Source organism: Streptomyces liangshanensis, assembly GCF_011694815.1.
Lineage (GTDB): Bacteria > Actinomycetota > Actinomycetes > Streptomycetales > Streptomycetaceae > Streptomyces > Streptomyces liangshanensis.
The window spans coordinates 2997978-3021864 of sequence record NZ_CP050177.1 but is presented as its reverse complement, the minus strand read 5'-3'; the positions used below and the strand labels follow the sequence as shown (position 1 = coordinate 3021864).

Annotated in this window: 19 protein-coding genes; 11 read left to right on the top strand and 8 right to left on the bottom strand. The window is 73.2% G+C overall.

The genetic code is table 11. The annotated features are described in order from the left end of the window. The first annotated feature begins 151 nt into the window (after positions 1-151). A complete protein-coding gene (locus tag HA039_RS12875; RefSeq protein WP_279592828.1) occupies positions 152-883 on the top strand; it encodes a LuxR C-terminal-related transcriptional regulator in 732 nt (243 codons plus the stop codon). A 5-nt stretch (positions 884-888) separates the two neighbouring features. Here HA039_RS12875 and HA039_RS12870 read toward each other — a convergent pair whose 3' ends face one another. Further along, on the bottom strand, positions 889-1290 hold the full coding sequence (locus HA039_RS12870) for a hypothetical protein (RefSeq protein WP_167028368.1): 402 nt from the start codon (positions 1288-1290) through the stop codon (positions 889-891). Between the two features lie 164 nt (positions 1291-1454). Between HA039_RS12870 and HA039_RS12865 the strand changes: the two genes are divergently transcribed. Continuing rightward, complete coding sequence (locus HA039_RS12865; RefSeq protein ID WP_167028365.1) at positions 1455-2480, top strand: sigma-70 family RNA polymerase sigma factor; 1026 nt, start codon at positions 1455-1457, stop codon at positions 2478-2480. Between the two features lie 52 nt (positions 2481-2532). Next, on the top strand, positions 2533-2943 hold the full coding sequence (locus tag HA039_RS12860; protein ID WP_167028362.1) for an SgcJ/EcaC family oxidoreductase: 411 nt from the start codon (positions 2533-2535) through the stop codon (positions 2941-2943). A gap of 16 nt (positions 2944-2959) precedes the next feature. Here the strand turns inward: HA039_RS12860 and HA039_RS12855 are convergent, their stop codons facing one another. Both HA039_RS12855 and HA039_RS12850 read right to left on the bottom strand, forming a co-directional pair. Continuing rightward, the gene (locus HA039_RS12855) at positions 2960-4060 is read right to left on the bottom strand and encodes a C40 family peptidase (protein ID WP_167028359.1); all 1101 of its coding nucleotides are present in this window, start codon (positions 4058-4060) and stop codon (positions 2960-2962) included. A gap of 225 nt (positions 4061-4285) precedes the next feature. Next, on the bottom strand, positions 4286-5638 hold the full coding sequence (locus tag HA039_RS12850) for a C40 family peptidase (RefSeq protein WP_208298608.1): 1353 nt from the start codon (positions 5636-5638) through the stop codon (positions 4286-4288). 288 nt (positions 5639-5926) lie between these two features. Here HA039_RS12850 and pcrA point away from each other — a divergent pair, with 288 nt between their 5' ends. Beyond that, positions 5927-8446, top strand: a complete 2520-nt coding sequence (pcrA, locus tag HA039_RS12845) for a DNA helicase PcrA (RefSeq protein ID WP_167028354.1) — start codon at positions 5927-5929, stop codon at positions 8444-8446. Positions 8447-8527: 81 nt separating this feature from the next. Here the strand turns inward: pcrA and HA039_RS12840 are convergent, their stop codons facing one another. Together HA039_RS12840 and HA039_RS12835 are read right to left on the bottom strand one after the other, a co-directional pair. Beyond that, positions 8528-10168, bottom strand: a complete 1641-nt coding sequence (locus HA039_RS12840; RefSeq protein WP_167028351.1) for a M23 family metallopeptidase — start codon at positions 10166-10168, stop codon at positions 8528-8530. A gap of 278 nt (positions 10169-10446) precedes the next feature. Then, positions 10447-11241, bottom strand: coding sequence for an esterase/lipase family protein (locus tag HA039_RS12835; protein WP_167036707.1), 795 nt, complete (start codon positions 11239-11241; stop codon positions 10447-10449). A 229-nt stretch (positions 11242-11470) separates the two neighbouring features. On the opposite strand from HA039_RS12835, the gene icmB reads away from it, so the two are divergent. Further along, positions 11471-11884: a coenzyme B12-dependent isobutyryl CoA mutase small subunit gene (gene icmB / locus HA039_RS12830; protein WP_167028348.1), complete on the top strand. Its 414-nt coding sequence runs from the start codon at positions 11471-11473 to the stop codon at positions 11882-11884. Here icmB and HA039_RS12825 read toward each other — a convergent pair. Further along, positions 11850-13577 carry a DUF5691 domain-containing protein gene (locus tag HA039_RS12825; RefSeq protein WP_243869402.1) on the bottom strand — a complete coding sequence of 576 codons (1728 nt, stop codon included), beginning with the start codon at positions 13575-13577 and terminating at the stop codon, positions 11850-11852. The genes icmB and HA039_RS12825 overlap by 35 nt on opposite strands. A 240-nt stretch (positions 13578-13817) precedes the next feature. Next, positions 13818-15161 carry an SWIM zinc finger family protein gene (locus tag HA039_RS12820; RefSeq protein WP_208298607.1) on the bottom strand — a complete coding sequence of 448 codons (1344 nt, stop codon included), beginning with the start codon at positions 15159-15161 and terminating at the stop codon, positions 13818-13820. A 134-nt stretch (positions 15162-15295) separates the two neighbouring features. Here HA039_RS12820 and HA039_RS12815 point away from each other — a divergent pair, with 134 nt between their 5' ends. From HA039_RS12815 to sucD, 6 genes are all read left to right on the top strand, one after another. Then, positions 15296-15730 (top strand): hypothetical protein, encoded by a 435-nt coding sequence (locus tag HA039_RS12815; RefSeq protein ID WP_167028345.1) that lies wholly within the window; start codon positions 15296-15298, stop codon positions 15728-15730. Positions 15731-15837: 107 nt separating this feature from the next. Then, positions 15838-16950 carry an ATP-binding protein gene (locus HA039_RS12810; protein WP_167028342.1) on the top strand — a complete coding sequence of 371 codons (1113 nt, stop codon included), beginning with the start codon at positions 15838-15840 and terminating at the stop codon, positions 16948-16950. Further along, positions 16947-19373 carry a DUF5682 family protein gene (locus tag HA039_RS12805; protein WP_167028339.1) on the top strand — a complete coding sequence of 809 codons (2427 nt, stop codon included), beginning with the start codon at positions 16947-16949 and terminating at the stop codon, positions 19371-19373. The genes HA039_RS12810 and HA039_RS12805 overlap by 4 nt, the downstream gene beginning before the upstream one ends. Further along, a complete protein-coding gene (locus HA039_RS12800) occupies positions 19370-20548 on the top strand; it encodes a VWA domain-containing protein (protein ID WP_167028336.1) in 1179 nt (392 codons plus the stop codon). The genes HA039_RS12805 and HA039_RS12800 overlap by 4 nt, the downstream gene beginning before the upstream one ends. Before the next feature lie 230 nt (positions 20549-20778). After that, complete coding sequence (gene sucC, locus HA039_RS12795) at positions 20779-21957, top strand: ADP-forming succinate--CoA ligase subunit beta (protein WP_167028333.1); 1179 nt, start codon at positions 20779-20781, stop codon at positions 21955-21957. 20 nt (positions 21958-21977) lie between these two features. Then, positions 21978-22862: a succinate--CoA ligase subunit alpha gene (gene sucD, locus HA039_RS12790; protein ID WP_167028330.1), complete on the top strand. Its 885-nt coding sequence runs from the start codon at positions 21978-21980 to the stop codon at positions 22860-22862. A gap of 80 nt (positions 22863-22942) precedes the next feature. Here the strand turns inward: sucD and HA039_RS12785 are convergent, their stop codons facing one another. Further along, entirely contained in the window at positions 22943-23815 is an 873-nt protein-coding gene (locus tag HA039_RS12785; protein WP_341830016.1) for a sigma factor-like helix-turn-helix DNA-binding protein, read from the bottom strand. Positions 23816-23887: the final 72 nt, after the last annotated feature.

Here is a 23887-nt window from a genome sequence, read left to right as displayed (position 1 = left end):
GGGGCCGGGGGCTGGGGGACGGGCCGGCGGGGGACGCGGGAAGGGCCGGGCGGGACGGAAGGGCCGACCGGGCGGTGCCCGGCGCGGGCCCGGGACCGTACCGTACGGATGAGACGGGACAAGCACTGATGAGGGCGAGGGGACAGGGACGATGAGCGGCGAAGGCGTACAGGCCGAGGGCACCGCGGGCACGCCGGGGGATCCGGCGGAGGGCGGCGCGGGGCGGCACGCGCGGGTGGTGCTCGTCGACGACCACCGGATGTTCCGTACCGGGGTGCAGGCCGAGATCGGCCGCACCGAGCAGACCGGCGTCGAGGTGGTCGGCGAGGCCGCCGACGTCGACCAGGCCGTCACGGTGATCACGGCGACCCGCCCCGAGGTCGTCCTCCTCGACGTCCACCTGCCGGGCGGCGGCGGCGTCGAGGTGTTGCGCCGCTGCGCGCCGCTGATGGCGGCGGCGGAGAACCCGGTGCGGTTCCTGGCGCTGTCCGTGTCGGACGCCGCGGAGGACGTCATCGGGGTGATCAGGGGCGGCGCCCGCGGCTATGTCACGAAGACGATCACCGGGACCGACCTGGTCGACTCGATCTTCCGGGTGCAGGACGGCGACGCGGTCTTCTCGCCCCGGCTGGCCGGGTTCGTCCTGGACGCCTTCGCGTCCTCGGACGCGCCGCCGGTCGACGAGGACATGGACCGGCTGACGCAGCGGGAGCGGGAGGTGCTGCGGCTGATCGCCCGGGGGTACGCGTACAAGGAGATCGCGAAGCAGCTGTTCATCTCGGTGAAGACGGTCGAGTCGCACGTGTCGGCGGTGCTGCGCAAGCTCCAGCTGTCGAACCGGCACGAGCTGACGCGCTGGGCGACGGCCCGCAGGCTGGTCTGAGCGGGTCAGTCGTCGCACTGCCACTGGGTGACGTACGCCTGCCCCTCGGGGTCCAGCAGCACCCCGCGGATGCATTCGCCGGGCTCGGTGTCGAGGTGGCCGCCGAGCGCGGCGACCCCGTCGCGCGTGCGCCGCGTACCGAACCAGTCCGCGAACGCCGTGAGGCGGTCGTCCTTGCGCTGGTAACCGAGGCGTACGGCGAGGTCGGGGCCGCCGTCGTGCTGCACGTACCGGGTGGTGAAGCCCCCCTTGCCGCCGATCGGCCCCTCGATGCACAGGCGGCCCCCCGAGAGATCCCCGCAGCCCCGGGGGGTGACGCCGACGGGGGCGAGGACGAAGAGGGCCCCCACGCCGAGGACCGTGGCCCGTACGGCGGCTGTCCGTCCTCGGCGTGTCACACGTATCACGGCTTCCCCTTCACGGGCTCACGGGCTCACGGACCGGCGGCCATCCGCGCCCATCGTGACCCGGCACCGGTTCCCCGGCATCCCGGCGGGGGCCAGTCCGGCGACACCGGGCCGGCCGGCACGACGTAGGTTGCTCCTGGCGGCGACGGAGAAGGAGCTCGGACGTGACGGCAGGCGAGGACGGTTTCGCGGGCCGGATCGAACCGTTCCGCAACGAGCTGCTGGCTTACTGCTACCGGATGCTGGGCTCCGCCCACGACGCCGAGGACCTGGTCCAGGACACGTACCTGCGGGCCTGGCGGGCGCGGGAGCGGTACGACGACACCCGCAGTTCGCTGCGCACCTGGCTCTACCGGATCGCGACGAACGTCTGCCTGACCGCTCTGGAGGCCCGCGGCCGCCGCCCCCTGCCGTCGGGGCTGGTGGCCGCGTCGGATCCGCTCGGGCCGCTCGTCCGGGGGGAGAATCCCTGGCTCCAGCCCCTGCCGGACGCCCTGGTGACGGCGGTCGATCCGGCCGCGGCCGCGATCGACCGCAGCAGCCTGCGTCTCGCGTTCGCGGCTGCCCTCCAGCATCTGTCGGCGCGTCAGCGCGGCGCGCTGATCCTGCGGGACGTGCTGGGTTTCTCCGCGTTCGAGGCGGCGGGGATCCTCGGTACGAGCACGGTGTCGGTGAACAGTTCGCTGCAACGGGCGCGGGCGCGGCTCAAGGAGACCGGGGTGGGGCAGGAACGTCTCGGCGAGCCGTCCGCGGCCGAGCAGCGCGCCTGGGTCGACCGCTATATGACGGCGTTCGAGCGGGCCGACGTGGAGGGGCTCAAGCGGCTGCTCACCGAGGACGTGCTCATGGAGATGCCGCCGATGCTCAACTGGTTCACCGGCCGCGGCGGTTACGGGCTGTTCATGGAGTGGGTCTTCGAGGCGGCCGGAACGGACTGGCGGCTGGAGCCCCTCACGGCCAACGGCGGCCAGCCCGGGTTCGCCGCCTACCAGCGGGCCGGTGACGGCTACCGGTTGCACACGCTCCAGGTCTTCACCGTCACCGCCGAAGGCATCAGCCGGAACTCGGTCTTCCAGGATCCCGAGGTCTTCGCGGCCTTCGGCCTGCCGACCGAACTCGAAGACCTCTCGAACGCGAAGACATCTCCTGACCGGGGCGCGATGAGTTCCGACCCCGGCGCCGGTATGTAGTGACGAGTTCGCCCGGAACACCCCGGGCGAACCGTTCACCAGGGAGAACCCGATGTCAGAGGGTCGTACGGAAGACGTGGCGGCGATCAGGGCCGTGCTGGTCGCCTCCTACCGGGCGTGGGACGCCGGCGACGCCGACGGCATGGTCGCCGACTACACCGCGGACGCCACCGCCATCATGACCGGTTCGCTCCGCGACAGCCGTGACGCGATCCGGCGGAGCATGGCGCTGGCCTTCGACGGGCCGCTCAAGGGCAGCTCGACCGCCAACAAGCAGCTCAGCCTCCGCTTCCTCGGCGAGGTCGGCGCGATCGTTGTCAGCGAGTCCGGCATCCTCTTCGCCGGCGAGACCGAGGTCCCGGACGCCCGCAAGGTGAACGCGACCTGGGTGCTGGAGAAGCGGGACGGCCGGTGGCTGATCGCCGCCTACCACAACAGCCCGGCGCCGGCGCCGGCGAACTGAGCGGGCCGGCGGGTGCCTACACCGGGCGGGTGGCGCCCGCGAAGGGCATCTGGTCGAGGGGGGCGATCCGGACGGTCGAGCCGGTCCGGGGGGCGTGGATCATCTTCCCGTCGCCGATGTAGATCCCGACGTGACTGATGCCCGAGTAGAAGAACACCAGGTCACCGGGGGCGAGCTGGGCGCGGGAGACGCGCCGGCCCGCGTTGATCTGGGTGTACGTGGTCCGGGGGAGGGCGACGCCGGCCGCGCGCCAGGCGGCCTGGGTGAGTCCGGAGCAGTCGAAGGAGCCGGGGCCGGTGGCGCCCCACACGTACGGCTTGCCGATCGCGGCGTACGCGAAGGCGACGGCCGCGGCGGCGCGGCTGCTGGGCGCCTGCGTGGCGGGGCGGGTGGCGGTGCGGGCGGCGCGGGTGACGGCCGCCGTCCGCGCGGCCCCGTCCGCGGCGTACGGGACCGCGCGGTCCTGGCCCGCCGCCTCCTGCTCGGCGTACCGGGCGCGCTCCTGGGCGGTGAGCGTGTCCAACAGGTCCTCGGCGGCGGTCAGCCGCTTCTGGACGGTGGCCTTCTGCGCGGCCACCTCGTTCTGACGGGCCTTCAGGTCCACGAGCCGGTCGTCGGCCCGGGTCCGTAACTCCGCGATCGTCGCCAGTTCCTTGCGGATCCGCGTGACCGTCGTGGACTGGTGCGCGGCGGTCCGTTCGGCGAGGGCGGCGGCCTGGAGGAACGTGTCCGGGTCCGAGTTGAGGGCGAGTTGGACGGTGGGGGTGAGGCCGCCGGCCCGGTACTGCGCGGTGGCGATCGAACCGAGCGCCGCGCGCGAGCTGTTGAGCCGCTCCGTGCGCCGGGTGGCCTCGTCGCGCAGCTCGTTCAGCGCGTCACGGGCGTCGTCGGCCTTCTCCTTCGCCCCGTTGTACCGCTCGGTCGCGGCCTCGGCCTGCTCGTAGAGCTTGTCGACCTTCGACTTGACCTGAGCCGCCGTCAGGCGCGGTTCCGCGTGGGCGGATCCGGCCGACGCTCCGGCCGTCGCGGTCGCGGCGCCCGCCAGCGCGAGGGTGGCGGCGGTACGACCGGCGGGGCCGGTGAGCGGGCGCTGTTTGTGTTTCCGGTGCGCTGCCACGAGGGCGTCCACTTCCTTACTGGTCCAACGTCACACGGTTCGCGGCCGTGCGGGCCGGGTGGCGGGGGGAGGCCACCTGGAGAAGGACGCTAGGTGAAGGTCACGGCGCGGTGTCGACATGGCGGGTATTGGCAGCAGGTGAAAGGTCCTGGGCGCTTTATGACCGTACGATCCGCTGCCCGCGTCCTCCTTGTCCCTCTTTCGATCAGGACCGGATCAGGGCGGTCAGGCCGGGCGGACGCTGCCGTGGATCGGCAGGTAGTAGATCGACTCCTCGCGGACGTTCGCGCCCGGCTCGGGGGCGTGGATCATCATGCCGTCGCCGGTGTAGATCCCGACGTGGCTGATGTCGTCGTAGAAGAAGACCAGGTCGCCGGGCAGCAGGTCCTGGGTGGTGATGTTCGTGCCCGCGCTCACCTGCTCCCAGGTGGTACGCGGCAGGTCCACGCCCGCCACCCGCCAGGCGGTCTGGGTCAGGCCCGTGCTGTCGTACGAGCTGGGGCCGGTGGCGCCGGACACGTACGGCTTGCCGATCTGTGCGCGCGCGAACGCCAGGACCTTGGCGGCCTTGGTGGCGTAGGTGCTGTCGGGGGCGGGGGCAGGAGTGGGTGTGGGGGTAGGAACGGGCGCGGGAGTGACGGCGGGGGCGGGGGTCGGCTGGAGCGGGGTCTGTGCCTGCTGGGCGGCCAGTGCCTGTTCCTGGGCCGCCTGGGCCTGGGCCTCGGCCTCCGCGCGGGCCTGCGCGTCCAATTGGGCCTGCGCGTCCGACAGGGCTTGAGCGTCCAATTGGGCCTGGGCCGCGAGGGCTTGGGCCTGGGCCTCGGCCAACGCCCGTGCTTCGGCCTGCGCCTGTGCCTGTGCCGTCTTCTCCTGGACCAGCCGCGACAGCAGCGCCCTGGTCGTGGACAGCTTCTCCTGGACCGTCAACTTGCTGAGGCGCAGGGCCGCCTGGGGCTCCGCGCCCTGCGCGGCGGGAGCCGCGACGGGGGCCGAGGCCGGGACCGGGCCCTGGGCCGGCACGACCCGGGGCGCGCGCGTCGGCTGCGGCGGGACGAGCGGCTGCGGGACGAGTTGCTGCGGGACGAGCGGCGAGGAGACGGGCCGCTGCGGTGCCGGCTGCTGCGGGACCAGCTGGGTGGGCGCGGGGCGGGCGGGCGCGGGCCGGGGGACCTGGGGGCCGGTGGCGAAGGTGGTCGCCGCGGCCGGCCGTATCGCGTCCCCCTGGAGGGGCGCCGCGCGGCGCGGCTGCGGGCGCGGCGCCGGCTCCGCGACCCGGGTCTCCCGGCCGGTCTCCGCCGCTTCCTTGGACCGCGCGCCCCTGGGCGGTTTCGCGGTCTTCGCCGGCTCCTTGGCCTGCGCGTTCTGCCGCGTCGCGCTGCCCGCCTGGCGGTACAGCGCGTCGACCTTCTTCTGCACGTCCTCCACGGACGGCTGCGACACGGCGGGCGCGGCATCGGCGCTCTGGGCCGAGAGGAGCGTGACGGAGGCGAGCGCCGCCGTGGTGAGCCCGACGGCGGGGGAGCTGGAACGGACTCCGCCGGTGCCGCGGGACTTGCGATGCGATGCCAAGATCGGCATTCCTTCCGTGGACCGCAGTGGGAATTGCGGAGTGCCTGATCAAACAAGCTAGCCAAAGTGTGGCGCTCATGTGAAGGACGATGGCCGATATGCCCGATACATTTTCGTGACCTTTGCGACGGTGACCGCATGAAGCGTGTTCGAGTCGCTTTTCGGGAAGTGTACGATTACTTTGGGTGACTGTTCGACCGTCGGCCGGCGCCGACCAGCGCCGACCACGTCCGGCCACCCGCGGACTCCCCGAGGCGGGAGCGGGCTGTCAGTCCGGCGGCCTAGACTCGGAGGGCGATGAGCAGCCTCTTTGACGACAGCTTCCTGGCGGACCTCCAGCCCTCCGGGGACGAGCACCCGCCGCCGCCCGAGGACCAGGACCGGGAGCCGCCGGAGCGGATCCCCGACGACCTCTTCGGAGGTGTATTCGACGTGCCACCGCCCCGCGATCCGTACCACCGTGACGGCGCCCCGCGCACGGTCGTGGACCCGGCCGCGCTGCTCGAAGGGCTCAACGAGGAGCAGCGCGCGGCCGTCGTCCACACCGGCTCGCCCCTGCTCATCGTGGCCGGCGCCGGGTCGGGCAAGACCCGCGTCCTGACCCACCGGATCGCGCACCTGCTGGGCACCCGCAGCGTGCACCCCGGCGAGATACTGGCCATCACGTTCACGAACAAGGCCGCGGGCGAGATGAAGGAGCGGGTCGAGCAGCTCGTCGGCCCCCGGGCGCGGGCCATGTGGGTGCTGACCTTCCACAGCGCGTGTGTACGGATCCTGCGCCGCGAGTCCAAGAAGCTCGGGTTCACCTCGTCCTTCTCGATCTACGACGCGGCCGACTCCAAGCGCCTGATGGCGCTCGTCTGCCGCGATCTGGACCTGGACCCCAAGCGGCACCCCCCGAAGGCGTTCAGCGCCCAGGTATCGAACCTGAAGAACGAGCTGATCGACGAGGAGACGTACGCCGACCGGGCCGCCGACGGCTTCGAGAAGACGCTCGCCGAGGCCTACCGGATGTACCAGTCGCGCCTGCGCGAGGCCAACGCGCTGGACTTCGACGACATCATCATGACCACCGTCCACCTGCTCCAGGCGTTCCCGGACGTCGCCGAGCACTACCGGCGGCGCTTCCGGCACGTCCTGGTGGACGAGTACCAGGACACGAACCACGCGCAGTACACCCTCGTACGGGAGCTGGTGGGCCCCTCCGGGGAGGGCGACGACCCGGCCGAGCTGTGTGTGGTCGGTGACGCCGACCAGTCCATCTACGCCTTCCGGGGCGCCACGATCCGTAACATCCTCCAGTTCGAGGAGGACTACCCGGACGCGCGCACGATCCTGCTGGAGCAGAACTACCGCTCGACGCAGACGATCCTCAGCGCGGCCAACGCGGTCATCGAGCGCAACGAGAGCCGCCGGCCCAAGAACCTGTGGACGAACGCGGGCGCGGGCGCCCTGATCACGGGCTATGTCGCCGACACCGAGCACGACGAGGCGCAGTTCGTCGCCGAGGAGATCGACCGGCTGACGGACGCGGGCGACGCCAAGGCGGGCGACGTCGCGATCTTCTACCGGACGAACGCGCAGTCGCGTGTCTTCGAGGAGATCTTCATCCGGGTCGGCCTGCCCTACAAGGTCGTCGGCGGGGTGCGGTTCTACGAGCGCAAGGAGGTCCGCGACGTGCTGGCCTACCTGCGCGTGCTGGCCAACCCCGAGGACACGGTCCCGCTGCGCCGGATCCTCAACGTGCCCAAGCGCGGCATCGGGGACCGCGCGGAGGCGATGATCGACGCGCTCTCGCTGCGGGAGAAGATCACCTTCCCGCAGGCGCTGCGGCGCGTGGACGAGGCGTACGGCATGGCGGCCCGCTCGTCGAACGCGGTCAAGCGCTTCAACACGCTGATGGAGGAGCTCCGTACGGTCGTGGAGTCCGGCGCGGGACCCGCGACGGTCCTGGAGGCCGTGCTCGAACGGACCGGCTACCTGGCGGAGTTGCAGGCCTCGACCGACCCCCAGGACGAGACCCGGATCGAGAACCTGCAGGAATTGGCCGCGGTGGCCCTGGAGTTCGAGCAGGAGCGCGCGCAGGCCGAAGGCGCGGCGGCGGCCGCCGCTGACGGAACAGGCGGTGACGGGGCGGCCGGCGCGCCCGCCGCCCCGACCACCACCGGCACGCTCGCCGAGTTCCTGGAGCGGGTGGCGCTGGTCGCCGACTCTGACCAGATCCCCGACGAGGACGTGGACGGCTCCGGTGTCATCACGCTGATGACGCTGCACACCGCCAAGGGCCTGGAGTTCCCCGTGGTGTTCCTGACGGGCCTGGAGGACGGCGTGTTCCCGCACATGCGCGCCCTCGGCCAGGTCAAGGAGCTGGAGGAGGAGCGCCGACTCGCGTACGTGGGCATCACCCGCGCCCGCGAGCGCCTCTACCTGACCCGCTCCTCCATGCGGAGCGCCTGGGGACAGCCCGCGTACAACCCGCCGTCGCGGTTCCTGGAGGAGATCCCGGGACAGCACCTGGAGTGGAAGCGGACGGGCGCGCAGATCCCGGCGGGCCCCACGTCCGGGATCACGTCCTCGCTGTCGTCGAGCGCCGCGCGCTCGCGGTCGGGCGGCGCGTCGGGCTTCGCCACGCGGCGTACGGCCGACAAGCCGGTCATCGCCCTGGTGGTGGGGGACCGGGTGACGCACGACCAGTTCGGGCTCGGCACGGTCATGGCCGTGACGGGCACGGGCGCGGACGCGCAGGCGACGGTGGACTTCGGGGACGAGAAGCCCAAGCGGCTGCTGCTGCGGTACGCGCCGGTCGAGAAGCTGTAGCGGTCACGGGACGGGCCCCGGTCCTGACCCCCTCGGGGGCCGGACCGGGGCCCGTCCTACGTGCGCTTCGCCGCCGCCCGCCTACTGCGGGTTGAGGCCGTGGCTCTGGAGCCAGGGCAGCGGGTTGATCGCCGCGCCGCCGCCGGGCCGTACCTCGAAGTGCAGGTGGGGGCCGGTGGAGTTGCCGGAGTTCCCCGAGTAGGCGATGACGTCGCCCGCCTTGACGCTGCCGGAGCGGAACTTCGTACTGCTGAGGTGGCAGTACCACGTCTCGGTGCCGTCGGGGGAGGTCACGATGGCCATGTTCCCGTAGGCGGTGTTGTACTGCGTGCGGACGGTGCCGTCCGTCGCCGCCATCACCGGGGTGCCGTACGAGACGGGGAAGTCGATCCCGGTGTGCACGGACATCCAGTTGACGCCGGCCTGGCCGAAGAAGGCGCTCAGGCCGTGCTGCGCCACCGGGAGGGCGAACTTGGGGCGCAGCGCTTCCTTGCGCGCCGCGTCGGCCAGCCGCTTCTGCTTCTCGGCTTCCTTGCGGGCCTGGAGGTCGATGCGCTCCTGCGTACGGCTGGCGCGGTCGCCGAAGTCGCGGGCGTCGGCGCTCATGGCCATGACCTGGCTGTCCACCTGCGCGTTGGCGGCGGCGATCTTCTTCGCGGAGCTGACGTCGGCGGCCTGCGTGGAGACCGTGTTGTCCGGCTTGTCCTCGCCGGCGAGGTCGCCGACGGACGCGGCGGCGATGCCCGCCACGCCCATGACGCAGGCGGAGGGGACGGCGATGGTGAGGAGGGCGGAGCGCTTGGCGGGGGTACGGCGGCGGCCCCGGCTGCCGTTGCCGCCCGCGGAGCGGCCCACTGGGCGCGGGGTGAGCACGATCGCGGGCGCGGTCATGGTCTCCTCCATGTGCACGCCGTGCGCGGCGGGTACGGACTCCGCGAGCGGGTCGCCGTCCCCGGCGTCCCCGGCGTGGTCATGGAAGTCCTCGTCCGCCGGATCGGTGTGCGCGTCCTCCGCGTACGGCCCGTCCTCGGCGTACTGCCCGTCGGCGTGGTACGGCGCGGGCGTGTCGTGCCCGTACCCGGCGTCCGTCTCGTACCCGGCCCCGGGCTGGTAGTGCTCCTCGGCCTGCTGGTACGGGGTCCCGTCCTGGTACGCGGCCTCCGGCGGGTAGTGCTCCCCGGCCTGGTAGGCCGTCCCGTCCTGCGGGTACGGCGTTCCGTCCTGCTGGTACGGCGTTTCCTGCCCGTTCCACGCGGTGGCGTCGTACGCCCCGGTCTCGTAGGTGGGCGCCACCCACTGGGCGGTCGCGTCGTACCCGTAGGGCTGGCCGGCCTGCAAGGCGCTGACGTCGAACTGCGCGGTCGGGGGGTGGCCCTGGGCGTCGTAACCGAAGGTCCCGGTCGCGAACTGCCCCGCCGTGTCCGCCCCGTTCGGCGGATCCTGCTGGGTGAGCGGGTTCGCCTGGTTCCAGGCGTCCGCGTCCCACTGTCCCGTGGTGTCGTACTGCGGCGCCGCGTAGGCGTCGTACGTGACCGTGCCGACTCCGGCCGTACCGACCGTCTGGTGGGCACCCGAGTCCCACGGGGTGCTGGTGTACTCGCCGGTGGCCTGGGGGGTTTCGTAACCGCCCGACAGGTTGCCGAAGAGAGGGTCGGTCTGGAAGCTGCCGTTCTGGTACCCGTCGTGCGTGGTGTACCCGGCGTTGGTGTGCTGGTCGTTCACCAACTTCTCTCTCGCCTCGGCAGCAGGACCTTCCGGGGGGCCGGCCCTGATGGTGGGTCGGGAGCCCGGAGCAAGCAATGGCCGCGACTGTACCCGGCGGTATGCGACGCCGACAATCTTCGGCAAGTTTTGACTTTCGCGGAAACGGGCATTCGGCCGTGTTTCGGGGGAGTGCGGGCACAGCTTTGGCCCTACGTTCGAGGGGTGTTCGAGGAAAAGCGCGAGAAAGCGGGGGCGGGGACCGGGTCTTCCGGGGGGTTCGGGCCGCCAGACCCGCCCTAGGCGACCGACGAGCCGCCGTCCTGACCGGTCGCCGGCCGGGTGGTCCTCGCCGCCGCCGTGAACTCGTCCGGCTCCAGGGCGTGTCGGACGCCGGACACGACCGCCGGGTGCACCGGCAGGGCGAGATGGCCGACGCCGGTGACGCGGACGTTCCGGCTGACGAGGTCGGGGTGGGTGACGCGGGCCGCGCCGACCGGTGACATCAGCTGGTCGAGGTCGCTCCAGAAGCTCACGAAGCGGGTACGGCAGCCGGGGGCCGGCCCGCGCAGCTCCTCGATGAGGGAGGAGCCCGGCCGCATCTGCCGGACGACGGGGTGGGCGCTCATGAGCGGGGCCACGGCCGTGCCCTCGTGCGGGGTGCCCAGGGTGACCAGGGTCCGTACCCGGGTGTCGCCGCCCAGGCACTGTGCGTAGTAGCGGGCGATCAGGCCGCCCAGGCTGTGGCCGATGACGTCCACCCGGGCGTGTCCCGTACGGGCGCAGATCTCCTCGACGTGCCGGCCGAGCAGCTCGGCGGCGGCGCGGACGTCGCAGGTCAGCGGCGAGTAGTTCAGCGAGACGAGGTGGTGCCAGCCGTGCCGGGCGAGGGAGCGGCGCAGGAGGAGGAAGACCGAGCGGTTGTCGACGAATCCGTGCAGCATCACGACGGGGGGCCGGGAGCCGCCCCCGGTGGGGAGCCGGCCCGTCCCGGGCGCCAGGGCGGGGGCGCGGCGCTCCTGGCCGATTCCGGTCGGGTAGAGGACCAGATGGCCGGTGAGGATCGCCAGGTCGAGGGTGAGGGCCCGCAGCATGGGCGGCACGGGGAACGGGGGCGGCGACCGGAGCGGCAGGGAGAAAGGCAACACCTTCACGGCCGACCTCCCGTACGAAGCGCGGGGCCCCCTGTGTGATTTCCCCCTCGCGGGCCTTCGCGAAACAGCGGGGTGCGGGATGCTGGGGATAACGTTCGTTCACTACTCCGGGCCTAGGCGGGCGCGGGGACCCGTGCCAATGACGGCGCAGTCGGTTGTGGAGGCAGTGATGGGTGTGACCGGTCCGATCCGCGTGGTGGTGGCCAAGCCGGGTCTCGACGGGCACGATCGTGGGGCCAAGGTGATCGCGCGTGCGCTGCGGGACGCCGGGATGGAAGTCATCTACACCGGGCTCCACCAGACCCCCGAGCAGATCGTGGACACGGCGATCCAGGAGGACGCCGACGCGATCGGCCTGTCCATCCTCTCGGGCGCCCACAACACGCTCTTCGCGAAGGTCATCGACCTGCTCGGGGAACGCGACGCGCTGGACATCAAGGTCTTCGGCGGCGGCATCATCCCGGAGGCGGACATCGCCCCGCTGAAGGAGAAGGGCGTGGCGGAGATCTTCACCCCGGGCGCGACGACCACGGCGATCGTGGAGTGGGTCAACACGAACGTCCGCCAGCCGACGGAGGCGTGACGCCCCGTCGGGCGGGTGCGGGCGGGGCCAGTTCCGCCTGCATCGTGGCGCGCAGGCGCAGCGTCGAGACCAGGCGCTGGAACGCCTCGGACCAGTAGCCGCCCGCCCCCGGCGACGCGGCCTCGGTCTCGTCCGGGGTGGCCGTGAGCAGTTCCAGGCGGCCCGCCTCGGACGGGTTCAGGCAGCGCTCGGCGAGGCCCATGACACCGCTGAAACTCCACGGGTAGCTGCCCGCGTCCCGGGCGATGTCGAGCGCGTCGACCACCGCGCGTCCGAGCGGGTCCGCCCAGGGCACCGCGCACACGCCCAGCAGCTGGAACGCCTCCGACAAGCCGTGCGCGGCGATGAACGCGGCGACCCACTCCGCGCGCTCCCCGCCCTCCAGCGTGGCCAGCAGCTTGGCCCGCTCCGCGAAGGACGACGTGCCGGGGCCGGCCGCGGGCGACGCGGAGGGCGGCCCCAGGAGCACCCGCGACCAGTGCGCGTCGCGCTGGCGCACCGCCGCCCGGCACCAGGCCGCGTGCAGTTCGTCCTGCCAGCCGTCCCGCACGGGGAGCGTGACGATCTCCTCCGGCGCCCGGCCCCCGAGCCGCTCCGGCCAGACGCCGAGCGGGGCCGCCTCCACCAACTGGCCCAGCCACCAGGACCGTTCACCGCGACCCGCCGGGGGTGTGGCCACCACGCCGTCCCGCTGCATGTCCGTGTCGCATTCGTGCGGCGCCTCGACGGCGATCGCCGACCCGTCCCCCGTACGGTCCAGGCTCACGCAGGTCACCGCCCGCGCCGCCATCCGCCCGGCCAGCGCGGACCGCGGCAGGGCGGAGAGCAGTTCGGCCGCGGTGGAGCGGACGTTACGGCTGCGGTCGGACAACGCCTGCTCCAGGAACGCCTCGTCCGCCCCCGACAACCCCGTACGCAGCGAGTCGAGGAACATCAGCCGGTCCTCGGCCCGTTCGGTCTGCCACGTCGAGGCCAGCAACTCCAACGCCGCCTCGGGCCCCGCCGCCCGGACGGCCGCCAGCAGGGTCACGCGTTCCACGAACAGGCCCTCCTGCCAGAGCGCCCCGACGGCCTCCTTGTCGTGCACGTCCGGCAGTGCCGAGCCGCCCGGCGCGCCCCGCAGGGCGAACTTCCACTCCGGATTGAGCCGGGCCAGCCAGAGCCCGCGCGGCCCCGCGAACGTGAGGGCGCCCGGTCGCAGATCGGTACGGGCCCGGGCCGCGTCGAGCAGCGCGGGCAGGACGGACGCGGGCGCGCGGTAGCCGTACGCGCCCGCCGTGGCGAGCCACTGGGGCAGCAGCTCGGTGAGGTCCGGTGCCGTACCGCGCCGCCCGCCCGCGCCCGCGGGCGCCGCCCGGTCGGCGAGCAACTGGACCAGCCGCTGCCGGGCCGGCTCGGGCAGCGGCGGGCGGGTGTCGCGCGGCGCCGGTTCGGGACGTTCCGCCGCCCGCGCGGGCAGCAGCCCCGCCCGGCGGCGGACGGTAAGGAGGGCGGCCGCGTCCAGCAGGGCCACCGGCGCGTCCTTGCCGGCGGCCAGGATCCCGGCGGGCGGGGTACGGCGGTCCGTACCGAGCAGCGCCGAGACGACAAGGTCCTCCCACGGCGTTCCCCCCGCGTCGGGGACGGTGGCGGTCGCGGCCGTTTCGCCGGCGAGGGTGCTCGTACGGTCCGCGGTGGTAGTGGTGTCGGTCATCGGGTCCTCCGAACGTGTACTGCGAGAAGGGACGGTGGCGGGTCTGCCGCCGGGACCGCGGCACGGGGTACGGGGTACGACGGCACCGGTGCGGCCGACGCGCGGCGTGAGGTCCGGGCCGGGGGGGGGCAAGGGTCGAGGGGCCGTCAAACGCGGCTGGAAGCATGCAGGTTCGGCCCCCGCACGCTCACAGGCGAGCGCCCCCCGCCACCCCCGACCGGCCCGGCCCTGCCCCCGCCGTTACGTCAGGACCACCGTCCCCGTCGCCTCCGGCGACCAGCCCGCCAACGGGTGGAAGCCGCGGTGTCCGCACTCGCCGAAGATCGTCACGGGACCGCCGCCGGACAGCGCGGCCAGCTTCCACAGGCCCGGCCGCGCGAGCGCCGCCGGGGCCAGGGGCAGCGCCGACTCCCCGTTCGCGTCGGCCACCTGCCAGCCGCCGCCCGGGCCGGGGACGGGTATGACGTCCGTCAGCGTCACCGGCCAGGACTCCAGCCACGGATCGTCGCGCAGCGCGGAGCCGTACGCCGCCAGCGCGTCGGACGTGGACCCGCCCGGCGGCGGCCCGCCCACCGCGCCCGGGGCCCCGAACTGCTCGCCCCAGTCGGCGCGCAGCTGACCCCCGCCTCCGTGCGGGGTGACCGCCGCGTCGAGCAGCGCCCCCACCGGCAGGGACAGCTGCGGGGACCTGCCCGCCGCCCCGAAGGACAGGACCAGCGCCCAGCGGCCGGAGTCCCGGCCGCGGAGCCAGACACGGCGGGTGACGACCTTGCCGTCCGACGTGTCGTACTGCGCCAGGACCAGCCAGTGGTCCCGCACCGGCGCACCGGAGGACGGCGACGGCAGGCCGACCCGGGTGCGGACCGTCGTGGCCAGCGGCTCCGGCACCCCGTCGAGACCCAGCCAGCCCGCGTTCAGCAGGTGCAGCAGCGACGACTCCTCCAGCAGCCGCGCCGGCCAGCCCGGCCCCGAACCGGGAATCGCGCCCAGCTCCCGCACCCGTGACGCCAGACCGGGCGCCTGCGCGTCGACCATCCGGGCGGCGGTCTCCTCCCACAGTCCGTACCCCGCCTGCTCCGCCGAGGCGAGACCACCCCGCAGCAGATCCGCCAACCGCTGCTCCAACTCCACCGCCCCCGCCGTGATCCGCCCCGCCCGGCGCTCCGCCCTGCGGCGCGCCGCCTCCGGATCGGCGGCCGGCGCCGCCGTACCCCCGCCGCCGCCCTCCCCGCCGCTCCGCTTCTCCCGGGTGTCGAGCCACTCCCGCGCCCAGTCCGGTGCCTCGGCCTCGCCCACGGCCGCCTCGTCCGCCGCCCGGAGCAGCAGCAGCCCGAGCGCGTGCTTGCACGGGAACTTCCTGCTGGGACAACTGCACTTGTACGCGGGGCCCGTGGTGTCGACCACCGTCCGGTACGGCTTGCTGCCGCTGCCCTTGCACAGGCCCCACACCGCCCCCGCGGCGCTGCTCCCCGCCTCCGACCACGGACCGGCCGTGCTCAGCTTGTTGCCCGCCTTGCGTGATGAGTCGTCAGGAGCCAGTGCCAGCACCTGTTCCGTCGTCCAGCGCACCCCCGCTTTATCCATGTGTACGACGGTAGAACGCCCCACTGACAATCCGTCTGACCTGCGGATTCGTCAGGCGCGCATCGGGGGCGCTTTGCCTTCCCTTTGCTATCGTGGCTGCTCCGCACGACCCATGCCCACCAGGGGGACCCTTGATGAACCGCACCGTCCGCGCCATCGTCACCACCGCCGCCGTCACCGGCCTCGCGTTCGGCCTCGGCGCCTGCACCGAGGCCGCCGACCGGGTGGACAAGGCCGTCACCGACGAGGTCGACAAGGCCGTCAACGAGACGTACGAGGTCACCTACGAGGTCACGGGCACGAACGTCGACTCGATCGACTACCACGCGAGTGGCGGCACGGCGACCGCCCCCAAGATCGAGACAGTCGAGAAGCCCACCCTGCCGTGGAAGAAGACGGTCACGCTGAAGGGCATCACGCCGCCCGGCGTCATGCCGATGGCGCTGGACGTGGCCGGCGCCGAGGTGAAGTGCACGATCACCTACAAGGGCAAGGTCATCAAGGAGGCCGAGGGCGCCGGAACGGTCGCGGCCGGCGGCTGCATCGCCGTCTCGCCGATCGTGCAGTGACCCCGCGTCAGGCGGCCATGGCCCTCTGACCAGCGACGACCGCCGATTGTCAGTGGCGTGGTGCACGGTGGAACCCACACCCGGTCCATCGATCTGGAGGGGGATCCATGACCGTGCCCGAGACCACGGACACCACCGGCGGCGAGGTCCTGCGACCGCACGCCGAGCACGCGTTCGCCGACGAGCTGAGGGCGTTGGCCGCGGCCGACGACCGGCCGCGGCCCGTCCGTTGGCGCCTGTCGCCCTGGGCCGTGGCCCTCTATCTCCTCGGCGGCGCACTCCCCGACGGCACGGTGATCACGCCCAAGTACGTGGGCCCGCGCCGGATCGTCGAGGTCGCCGTCACGACGCTGGCCACCGACCGGGCACTCCTGCTGCTCGGCTTGCCCGGCACCGCGAAGACGTGGGTGTCCGAGCACCTCGCGGCGGCCGTCAGCGGCGACTCGACCCTGCTCGTGCAGGGCACGGCGGGCACCCCCGAGGAAGCCATCCGGTACGGGTGGAACTACGCGGAGCTGCTCGCCCACGGCCCCAGCCGCGACGCGCTCGTCCCCAGCCCGGTGATGCGGGCCATGTCCGAGGGCATGACCGCGCGGGTCGAGGAGCTGACCCGTATCCCGGCCGACGTACAGGACTCGCTGATCACGATCCTGTCCGAGAAGACACTCCCGATCCCCGAGCTGGGGCAGGAGGTGCAGGCGGTCCGCGGCTTCAACCTCATCGCGACGGCCAACGACCGCGACCGGGGCGTCAACGACCTGTCGAGCGCGCTGCGCAGGCGCTTCAACACCGTGGTCCTGCCCCTGCCGGCCACCCCGGAGGCCGAGGTCGACATCGTCTCCCGGCGCGTCGGCCAACTGGGGCGCTCGCTCGACCTGCCGCCCGGCCCCGAGGGCATCGACGAGATCCGCCGCGTCGTCACGGTCTTCCGCGAACTGCGCGACGGCGTCACGGCCGACGGGCGCACGAAACTCAAGTCCCCCTCCGGGACGCTCTCCACGGCGGAGGCGATCTCGGTCGTCACCAACGGCCTCGCGCTGGCCGCGCACTTCGGCGACGGCGTCCTGCGCCCCGGCGACGTGGCGGCGGGCATCCTGGGCGCGGTCGTCCGTGACCCGGCGGCGGACCGGGTGATCTGGCAGGAGTACGTCGAGACGGTGGTCCGCGAGCGCGACGGCTGGAAGGACTTCTACCGCGCGTGCCGCGAGGTGGGCGCATGACGGCGCGCGCCCCGGAGAGGCCCACGACGAGCGACGCCGCGCCGGCCCGGCGGGGGCCGCTGCTGCTGGGCGTCCGGCACCACGGGCCCGGGTCCGCGCGGGCCGTGCTGCGGGCGCTGGACGCGGCGGCGCCCGCGGTCGTCCTCGTCGAAGGACCGCCCGAGGGGGACGCGTTGGTGGCGCTGGCCGCCGACGGGACGATGAGGCCTCCGGTCGCGCTCCTGGCCCACGCGGTGGACGATCCCGGTCGGGCGGCCTTCTGGCCGATGGCCGAGTTCTCGCCCGAATGGGTGGCGCTGCGGTGGGCGCTGGCCCATGACGTACCGGTCCGGTTCATCGACCTGCCGGCCGCCCATTCGCTCGCGCTCCCCGCCGAGGACGGCGAAGAGGGCGAAGACGAGGAGAGGGACGGCGAGGGAGCGGGCGGGGGAGACGGCGAGGCAGAGGGAGACCGCAGCGGGCTTCGGATCGATCCGCTCGCCGTACTCGCGGAGGCCGCCGGGTACGACGACCCCGAGCGGTGGTGGGAGGACGCGGTCGAGCACCGGGGCCCCGGCCGCGCGGGCGACCCGTTCGCGCCGTTCGACGCGGTCGCCGAGGCCATGGGCGCCCTGCGCGAGGAGTACGGCTCCGGAGGACAGCGCCGGGACCTCGTCCGCGAGGCCCACATGCGGATCCACCTGCGCGCCGCCCGCAAGGAGTTCGGGGACGACCGGGTCGCCGTCGTCTGCGGCGCCTGGCACGTCCCCGCCCTCACCGGCCCGTACACCGCCACCGCGGACCGCGCGCTGCTCAAGGGACTGCCCAAGGTCAGGGCGGAGATGACATGGGTGCCCTGGACCCACCGCAGGCTCGCCCGCCACAGCGGGTACGGCGCGGGGATCGACTCCCCCGGCTGGTACGGCCATCTCTTCGCCGCGCCCGACCGGCCCGTGGAGCGCTGGCTGACCAAGGTCGCCGGCCTGCTGCGCGACGAGGACCGGACGGTGTCCTCCGCCCACGTCATCGAGGCCGTCCGGCTCGCGGAGACCCTCGCCGTGATGCGCGGCCGCCCCCTCGCCGGGCTCACGGAGACCACGGACGCCGTCCGGGCCGTGATGTGCGAGGGGTCGGACGTGCCGCTCGCGCTCGTCCACGACCGGCTGGTGGTCGGCGACGTCCTGGGCGAGGTGCCCGACGCGGCGCCCGCCGTGCCGCTCCAGCGCGACCTCGCCAGGACCCAGCGCACCCTGCGCCTCAAACCGGAGGCGCACGAGCGCGAGGTGGACCTCGACCTCCGCAAGGACACCGACGCCGCGAGGAGCAGGCTCCTGCACCGGCTGCGGCTGCTCGGCATCGGCTGGGGCGAGCCCGGCGGCCGCCGGGGGAGCACCGGCACCTTCCGGGAGAGCTGGCGGCTGCGCTGGGAGCCCGAGCTGTACGTGAAGGTCGCCGAGGCCGGCGTCTGGGGCACGACCGTGCTCGCGGCCGCCACCGCCCGGGCCGAGTCGCTGGCGGCCTCGGCGACCGCCCTCTCCGACATCACTGCCCTCGCCGAGCAGTGCCTGCTGGCCGGGCTGCCGGACGCGCTGCCCGTCGTCATGCGCGCCCTCGCCGACCGCGCCGCCCTCGACGCGGACGTCGGCCATCTCGCCCAGGCCCTGCCCGCCCTGGCCCGCTCGCTGCGGTACGGGGACGTACGCTCCACGGACACCGCCGCCCTCGGCGAGGTCGCGGCGGGGCTCGCCGAGCGCGTCTGCGTCGGCCTGCCGCCCGCGTGCGCCGGACTCGACGCGGACGGCGCCGCCCAGATGCGCACCCACCTCGACGGCGTCCACACGGCCGTCGGCCTGCTCCCCGCCGTCCGGGACCGCGATCTCGCCGCGCGCTGGGGGGCCGTCCTGCTCAAGCTCGCCGGACGGGACACCATCCCCGGCGTCATCCGGGGACGCGCCGCCCGCCTCCTGCTGGACGACGGCCGGCTCCCCGAGGACGACGCCGCCCGCTTCATGGGGCTCGCCCTCTCGCCCGGCACCCCGCCGTCCGACGCGGCGGCCTGGATCGAGGGCTTCGTCGGCGGCGCGCCCGGCGGAGGCATGCTCCTCGTCCACGACGCCCGCCTCCTCGGCCTGGTCGACACCTGGCTGACCGGCGTGCCCGCCGAGGCGTTCACGGACGTGCTGCCCCTGCTGCGCCGCACGTTCTCCGCGTACGAACCGGGCGTCAGGCGCACGCTGGGCGAGCTGCTCAGGCGCGGCCCCACGACCGGCCCGGCGACCACGACGGCCGCACCGCACGAAGCGGCCGCCCCCGGCTTCGCCGCCACGCTCGACACGGCGCGCGCGGACGCCGTCCTCCCGGTGCTGCGCCTGCTGCTGGGAGCCGGCACCGGACAGGCCCACGTCCCGGCCGGGAACGCCCTCGTACCGGAAGGAAAGCGATGACCACCGACCGTACGGAATCCGCCGCCGACGAGCGGCTGCGCCGCTGGCGCCTCGTGCTCGGCGGGGACGGCGCCGACGGCACGGGCTGCTCCCTCGGCGGCGCGGACGCGGCCATGGACGGCGCGCTCTCCGCCCTCTACGGCTCCCGCAAGGCCGGGGGCGCCGGGGGCGGCGCCCGCGACAGCCGGTCCGCGGGGCTCGGGGCGTCCGCGCCGGCCGTCGCCCGCTGGCTGGGCGACATCCGTACGTACTTCCCCAGCTCCGTCGTCCAGGTCATGCAGCGCGACGCCATCGACCGGCTCGGGCTCTCCGCGCTCCTCCTGGAGCCCGAGATGCTGGAGGCCGTCGAGGCCGACGTCCACCTCGTCGGCACGCTCCTGTCCCTGAACAAGGCCATGCCCGAGACGACGAAGGAGACCGCCCGCGCGGTCGTCCGCAAGGTGGTCGAGGACATCGAGAAGCGCCTCGCCACCCGTACCCGCGCCACCCTGACCGGCGCCCTCGACCGGTCCGCCCGGATCAACCGGCCGCGCCACCGGGACATCGACTGGGACCGCACGATCCGGGCCAACCTCAAGAACTACCTGCCCGAGCACGGCACGATCGTCCCCGAGCGCCTCATCGGGTACGGCCGCGCCTCGCAGGCCGTCAAGAAGGAGGTCGTCCTCTGCATCGACCAGTCGGGCTCGATGGCCGCGTCCGTCGTGTACGCGTCGGTGTTCGGCGCGGTCCTGGCCTCGATGCGCACCCTCGACACCCGGCTCGTCGTCTTCGACACCGCCGTCGTGGACCTCACCGACCAGCTGGACGACCCCGTCGACGTCCTCTTCGGCACCCAGCTCGGCGGCGGCACGGACATCAACCGCGCCCTCGCCTACTGCCAGGCGCGCATCACCCGCCCCGCCGACACCGTGGTCGTCCTGATCAGTGATCTCTACGAGGGCGGGATACGCGACGAGATGCTCAAACGGGTGGCGGCGATGAAGGCGTCGGGGGTGGAGTTCGTCGCGCTGCTCGCGCTGTCCGACGAAGGCGCCCCGGCCTACGACCGGGAGCACGCGGCGGCCCTCGCGGCGCTCGGAGCGCCCGCCTTCGCCTGCACGCCCGACCTGTTCCCGGAGGTGATGGCGGCGGCGCTGGAAAAGCGCCCGCTGCCCGTCCCCGAGACGGCCTAGGGTCTGTCCGGGGCGCTCTGTGACAGGTATCACCGCTCAGGTGTGATCCGCGATTTAGGGACCCACCGCCCACGGGGATAACCTGCGAGACGGACATGCCGCGTACCGGACAGCGTGTACGCCTTCCTCAGTGACAGCGCAGTCACGTTGCCCTTCGCGGCACGCCCACGCCGACAACGAACCCGCGATCACCAGGCTGCGGATTTCAGAACACAAAGGGACGGACACGCGTGGACCTGTTCGAGTATCAGGCGAGGGACCTCTTCGCCAAGCACGGTGTACCGGTGCTGGCCGGTGAAGTCATCGAGACGCCTGAGGCGGCCCGCGAGGTGACCGAGCGTCTCGGCGGCAAGGCTGTCGTCAAGGCGCAGGTCAAGGTCGGTGGACGCGGTAAGGCGGGCGGCGTCAAGCTGGCCGCCGACCCGGACGAGGCCGTCGAGAAGGCCGGCCAGATCCTGGGCATGGACATCAAGGGCCACACGGTCCACAAGGTGATGCTGGCCGAGACCGCGGACATCGCGGAGGAGTACTACGTCTCCTTCCTGCTCGACCGCACCAACCGCACCTTCCTCGCCATGGCCTCCGTCGAGGGCGGTGTCGAGATCGAGGTCGTCGCCGAGGAGAACCCCGACGCGCTCGCCAAGATCCCGGTCGACGCCTACGAGGGCTGCACCCCGGAGAAGGCCGCCGAGATCGTCGCCGCCGCGAAGTTCCCGGCCGACATCGCGGACCAGGTCGCGGACGTCCTCCAGAAGCTGTGGACCGTCTTCATCAAGGAGGACGCCCTCCTGGTCGAGGTCAACCCGCTGATCAAGTCGGGCGACGGCAAGATCATCGCGCTGGACGGCAAGGTCTCGCTCGACGAGAACGCCGACTTCCGCCAGCCGGAGCACGAGGCGCTGGAGGACAAGGCCGCGGCGAACCCGCTGGAGGCCGCCGCCAAGGCGAAGAACCTCAACTACGTCAAGCTCGACGGCCAGGTCGGCATCATCGGCAACGGCGCGGGTCTGGTCATGTCGACCCTCGACGTCGTCGCGTACGCCGGTGAGGCCCACGGCGGCGTGAAGCCCGCCAACTTCCTCGACATCGGCGGCGGCGCGTCCGCCGAGGTGATGGCGAACGGCCTGGAGATCATCCTGGGCGACCCGGACGTCAAGTCCGTGTTCGTCAACGTCTTCGGTGGCATCACCGCCTGCGACGAGGTCGCCAACGGCATCGTGCAGGCCCTGGAGCTGCTGGAGTCCAAGGGCGAGAACGTCGAGAAGCCGCTCGTCGTGCGCCTCGACGGCAACAACGCGGAGCTGGGTCGCAAGATCCTGTCCGACGCCAACCACCCGCTCGTGCGGCGCGTGGACACCATGGACGGCGCGGCCGACAAGGCCGCCGAGCTCGCCGCAGCAGCGAAGTAAGGACGAGGGAAACCACAACCATGGCTATCTTCCTCACCAAGGACAGCAAGGTCATCGTCCAGGGGATGACCGGCGCCACGGGCATGAAGCACACCAAGCTCATGCTCGCCGACGGCACGAACATCGTCGGCGGCGTCAACCCCCGTAAGGCCGGCACGTCCGTCGACTTCGACGGCACCGACGTACCCGTGTTCGGGTCCGTGGCCGAGGCCATCGAGAAGACCGGCGCCGACGTCTCCGTCGTCTTCGTCCCGCCGGCCTTCGCCAAGGCCGCCGTGATCGAGGCGATCGACGCCGAGATCCCGCTCGCCGTCGTGATCACCGAGGGCATCGCGGTGCACGACTCCGCGGCGTTCTGGGCGTACGCGGGCGTGAAGGGCAACAAGACCCGGATCATCGGCCCGAACTGCCCCGGCCTGATCACCCCCGGCCAGTCCAACGCCGGCATCATCCCGGGCGACATCACCAAGCCCGGCCGCATCGGTCTCGTGTCCAAGTCCGGCACGCTGACCTACCAGATGATGTACGAGCTCCGTGACCTCGGCTTCTCGTCCGCCGTCGGCATCGGTGGCGACCCGGTCATCGGTACGACGCACATCGACGCGCTCGCCGCGTTCGAGGCCGACGCCGACACCGACCTGATCGTCATGATCGGCGAGATCGGCGGCGACGCCGAGGAGCGCGCGGCCGACTTCATCGCGAAGAACGTCACGAAGCCGGTCGTCGGCTACGTCGCGGGCTTCACCGCGCCCGAGGGCAAGACCATGGGCCACGCCGGCGCCATCGTCTCCGGTTCCTCCGGTACGGCCCAGGCGAAGAAGGAAGCCCTGGAGGCCGCGGGCGTGAAGGTCGGCAAGACGCCGACCGAGACCGCTGCGCTGGCCCGCGCGATCCTCGCGGGCTGACACGACGGCTGACGGCACCACGGCCTGACAGCACGGCACAACGGCCCGGGCCACCGCGAGGGCGGCCCGGGCCGAGCGCCTCAGAGGGGCAGCGGGACCAGCCGTTGCGGGCCGTGGAACGGTTCGTCGCGCAGGCGGTCCCGCAGCGTCAGATCCTGCTCGGTCCACGCCTCGGGACCGCTCGTGACCGGTACGCCGTCGACCGGCCGCGCGGCCGCCAGCGGCTCCCAGTACCGGGTGGGCGCCGTGGCCAGCGTGAAGCCGGTCGCCCCCACGATCAACGCCGTGAAGGCGATCGCCGCCCGCGTCCACAACCGGGCGCGCCGCTCGGCACTCCTCCGTACCGCCCGCGCCGGCGGAATGGCCGGCGGGGTCACCGTCCGGGCCAGCGTCCCCAGCCGCTGGTGCAGCGCGTCCGGGTCCGCCAGTTCGGGCAGCCGGCCCGCCACCGCCTCGCGCGCGTTCAGCAGCCGCCGCGCCGTCCCCAGCGTGCTCGCCTCCGTCTCCGCCGCCGTCTCCGGCAGGTCCAGGCCCAGCCCGTCGTACAGCATCAGGACGCGGCGGTAGCGCGGCGGCAGTGCGAGCAGCGCCTCGCGCAGCGCGCGCCCGTCCCCGCCGTCCCGCTGACCGGTGATCAGGTCGGGGCCCCGCCGGCCGTGGCGCAGCCGGTGCCAGGGCGACAGGGCGTACTCGTACGCCGCCGCCCGTACCCACCCCGCCGGATCCCGGTCCACCGCGACCTCGGGCCAGCGCCCCCACGCCTGGTGGAAGGCCCGCTCGACGGACTCCTGGGACAGGGCGCGCCGCCCGGTGAGCAGGTACGCCTGCCGTACGAGAGAGGGCGCGGCGTGGGTGTACAGCGCGTCGAAGGCCTGCGCGGGCGTGAAGGGGCCGGGCCCCGCCGCGTCCGTACGCGCGTCGCGGTCCTTGGGAGAACGGGTGAAAAAGTACATAAACATATATTGAGCGACACCACGGTCATTAGCTTGTTACCCGGATAAAGCGCGTGTCGTTGGCAGCATGGC

Excerpts from the sequence above, each read along its gene's own strand:
- HA039_RS12875 (WP_279592828.1), top strand. The coding sequence starts at position 152 with ATGAGCGGCGAAGGCGTACAGGCCGAGGGCACCGCGGGCACGCCGGGG.
- HA039_RS12835 (WP_167036707.1), bottom strand. The coding sequence starts at position 11,241 with ATGCTGCGGGCCCTCACCCTCGACCTGGCGATCCTCACCGGCCATCTG.
- pcrA (WP_167028354.1), top strand. The coding sequence starts at position 5,927 with ATGAGCAGCCTCTTTGACGACAGCTTCCTGGCGGACCTCCAGCCCTCC.
- HA039_RS12820 (WP_208298607.1), bottom strand. The coding sequence starts at position 15,161 with ATGGATAAAGCGGGGGTGCGCTGGACGACGGAACAGGTGCTGGCACTG.
- HA039_RS12860 (WP_167028362.1), top strand. The coding sequence starts at position 2,533 with ATGTCAGAGGGTCGTACGGAAGACGTGGCGGCGATCAGGGCCGTGCTG.
- HA039_RS12850 (WP_208298608.1), bottom strand. The coding sequence starts at position 5,638 with ATGCCGATCTTGGCATCGCATCGCAAGTCCCGCGGCACCGGCGGAGTC.
- HA039_RS12805 (WP_167028339.1), top strand. The coding sequence starts at position 16,947 with ATGACGGCGCGCGCCCCGGAGAGGCCCACGACGAGCGACGCCGCGCCG.
- HA039_RS12815 (WP_167028345.1), top strand. The coding sequence starts at position 15,296 with ATGAACCGCACCGTCCGCGCCATCGTCACCACCGCCGCCGTCACCGGC.
- HA039_RS12825 (WP_243869402.1), bottom strand. The coding sequence starts at position 13,577 with ATGACCGACACCACTACCACCGCGGACCGTACGAGCACCCTCGCCGGC.
- sucD (WP_167028330.1), top strand. The coding sequence starts at position 21,978 with ATGGCTATCTTCCTCACCAAGGACAGCAAGGTCATCGTCCAGGGGATG.
- HA039_RS12800 (WP_167028336.1), top strand. The coding sequence starts at position 19,370 with ATGACCACCGACCGTACGGAATCCGCCGCCGACGAGCGGCTGCGCCGC.
- icmB (WP_167028348.1), top strand. The coding sequence starts at position 11,471 with ATGGGTGTGACCGGTCCGATCCGCGTGGTGGTGGCCAAGCCGGGTCTC.
- HA039_RS12785 (WP_341830016.1), bottom strand. The coding sequence starts at position 23,815 with ATGTACTTTTTCACCCGTTCTCCCAAGGACCGCGACGCGCGTACGGAC.
- HA039_RS12810 (WP_167028342.1), top strand. The coding sequence starts at position 15,838 with ATGACCGTGCCCGAGACCACGGACACCACCGGCGGCGAGGTCCTGCGA.